Source organism: Candidatus Cloacimonadota bacterium (assembly GCA_034661015.1).
In the GTDB taxonomy this organism is placed as follows: Bacteria; Cloacimonadota; Cloacimonadia; order JGIOTU-2; family JGIOTU-2; genus JAYEKN01.
Map to the genome: position 1 here is coordinate 1 of JAYEKN010000162.1, position 2,995 is coordinate 2,995.

Sequence of the window (2,995 nt, forward strand, 5' to 3'; positions counted from 1 at the left end):
TGACATATTTGCTCCAAAAAAATAATTTTGAAAGTGTTGTAATAGACCCTTACAATCAGCCATTACCTTCTAAGTATAAAGATTTGCAAGGCAATAAGCATAAAATTTTTGAAGAGGAAACTGTTAATAGAATCTCAAAAACATTTGAAATAGATATGGCAAAATATTATGATTTGTTGATTGGTTTACATGCACACGGCTCAAATATGAAAATAATTGAAGCAAGTGCGAAATACAAAACCGGTTTTATTTTATTGCCTTGCTGTGTTATTGATGAACCGATTGAGAAAAAATCCGATATCGATTGGTTTGAATCGCTTGAAGAATACTCACAACAACTTGGGCATAAAACCGAAAGATTTGAATTGAATTTTAAAGGGCAAAATGTTGGATTTTATGCAAAAAATTAGTGCTGATAAAATAAAAAAATATCATGGATATTTTACTCCAAAGTTAAAGAAAAATATCGCGGATATTTTACTCCAAAGTTAAGGAAAAATATCACGGATATTTTACTCCAAAATGAAATCGAATAATCCTCTTGTCAACGTTGCAAAACGTGAATTCGGACGAATAATTCGAGGGAAATCCACTCGAAATCTTTTGATCTTCGTACCGATCTGCGTTTTTATTTTTTTGGCTTTCATCTATGTAAACGGGATTGTTCATAATATTCCGGTGGCTGTGTATGACAAAGACCATACGGAACTTTCCCGCACAATTATTCGTTTTATCGAGGCATCACCCCAAACGAAAGTTATAAAATATCTGGATTCTTCAGATAAGATCGAGAACATTTTTCTAAAAAACGATGAAATAGAAGCTATTTTTGTCATCCCCAAAAATCTTTCCAAGGATGTACTTTCAGGAAAGAGCACCAAAGTTGGAATTTATACGAATTCGTCAAATATCATTTTTGGAAATACAATTTATCGGGTGGCTATGACAACCATCAACACGGTTTCCGGTGGGATTCTTCTCGAAAAATTTAAGATGGCTGGTTTAACTGAAGAGGAAGCGATGAATCTCGTGCTTCCAATCCGCGTGAATGCAAAACCGCTTTACAATTCCAATTACAACTATTTATATTATCTCGTCCCGGGACTGTTGACTGTTCTTTTGCAGATGATCCTCATTTTTGTAACAACTCGGGCAATTAATTCGGAATTTAATAATCACACCATTGGCAAATTATTGCAAGTATCAAATAACAGCGTTCTAAACATAATTATTGGCAAAGCGATTGCCTATTCTCTGATGGGATTCCTGATCGTGATCTTCATTTTGGGTTTTGTTTTTCCGGTTTTTGCGATCCCTGTTTATGGTAATTTGTGGCTATTGTCCGGATTCTTCCTGTTTTTCAACATCACTGCAGTATTTTTCGGATTGATGCTTTCCGGAATCATTTCCGATGAAACTGTTGCTTTGGACGTTGCTTTCTTTTACAATTCACCAGCATTTGTTTTTAGCGGATTCACTTTCCCAATATTCGGTATGCCTTTCTTCGACAAATTTTATGCTCAACTAATTCCATACACGCATTTCCTTTATGGCTTTTTCAAATTGTATCAAATGAACGTTCCCATAAAATATTTGAAGCCGGAAATTTTTGCCTTGTTAATATTTTTTGTGATCGGATTTTTAGGAAGTATAATCAGTTTGAAAATTCGTTTGAAAAAATTTAAGACTTCCCAACCCGTTTAGATGAATAAATGAAAAATATATTAAATGTTTTTAAAAGGGAATTGGGAATAGTTGTTAGTGACAAAAGTATCTTACTCACCATTTTGATAGCTCCCTTGCTTTATGCTTTTTTCCTAGGCTCCATTTATATTTATAAAGATGCGGATCAGATCAATTTTGCGGTGGTGGATATGGATAATACGCAAACTACACGCGAATTGTACCGTCTGATGGATGCTAATCAGAAAATAAATTTGATCGGCAAATTAGATAGTTACTCGGCTGGAATTGACAAAATGAACAGAATGAAAATACAGGGATTTCTGTATTTCCCAAAAGGATTTGAAGTAAAACTAAAATTATTGCAGGGTGCGGGAGTAAATTTGTATTTGAACACTACCAGATTTTTGCCTTCAAACGACCTGAACAACGCAGTTCAGACGATAATGCTCACAGCAGGTGCAGGAATCCGACTCAGATATTTCGAGTCAAAAGGAATTGACCCGAAACAAGCGCTGGAATTAGTAGAGCCCATTATGGCAGATGTGCATCCGATTTATAATACTACAAATTCTTACGGGAATTTTTTGCTTCCCGGTCTATTTCTGCTCATTCTTCAGCAAACGCTCCTCATCGGATTTGGCGAGAGCATCTCCAAAGAGAATGAGAAGGACGGATTTAAAAAATTGTTCCAAACTGCAAAATTTAAAATATCCGATCTGATAATTGGAAAAATCGGTTTTTATTTTTTCTTGTATTGTGCCTATTTCGTTTTTTTCTTTGTAATCATTTTCAACTTTTTTGAAATTCCCTTGCTCGGAAGTATTGTTGCGACTATATTTTTATCGCTCCTCTTTTTGTTTTCCGTTCTTTTTTACACAATATTTTTTGCATCATTTTTTACCAGCCCCAAAAGATATATGGAAATCATGGCGTTCACATCTTATCCTTTATTTTTGATCTGCGGATATTCTTGGCCTATTTCTGCAATGCCATTACCATTAAAGTGGCTCGCCCAAACAGTTCCGACTACTCCGTTTTTTAATGCATTTGTCAAAGTAAGTGAAATGGGAGCAAATTTTCAGCAAGTAAGCGGATACATTCTCCACCTCTTGATTCTAATTTTATTCTCGTATATTGCGGTAATTTTAAGATTGAATTATTTGGGAAAAAAGTTTAGAAAACGAATTAACAGATAGTATAATTTCAAATTTATTCCAAAACGCTGCTGTTTGAACATTTATTTATTTCCTCATTTAGAACCGACAGTATAGTCATTTGAATTTCTTCAACTTGCTCAGATAAATTTTTT

General features: G+C 34.4%; 3 protein-coding genes. All 3 read left to right on the forward strand.

The features are described from left to right. A partial coding sequence (locus U9P79_06295; protein ID MEA2104233.1) for a hypothetical protein occupies positions 1–410 on the forward strand: 410 nt, incomplete at its 5' end. Positions 411–522: 112 nt separating this feature from the next. Then, positions 523–1,704 carry an ABC transporter permease gene (locus U9P79_06300; protein MEA2104234.1) on the forward strand — a complete coding sequence of 394 codons (1,182 nt, stop codon included), beginning with the start codon at positions 523–525 and terminating at the stop codon, positions 1,702–1,704. Positions 1,705–1,712: 8 nt separating this feature from the next. Further along, positions 1,713–2,882: an ABC transporter permease gene (locus U9P79_06305; GenBank protein MEA2104235.1), complete on the forward strand. Its 1,170-nt coding sequence runs from the start codon at positions 1,713–1,715 to the stop codon at positions 2,880–2,882. Positions 2,883–2,995 lie beyond the last annotated feature (113 nt).

Bases quoted from the DNA above. Each gene is read 5' to 3' on its own strand.
- U9P79_06300 (MEA2104234.1), top strand. From the start codon at position 523: ATGAAATCGAATAATCCTCTTGTCAACGTTGCAAAACGTGAATTCGGA.
- U9P79_06305 (MEA2104235.1), top strand. From the start codon at position 1,713: ATGAAAAATATATTAAATGTTTTTAAAAGGGAATTGGGAATAGTTGTT.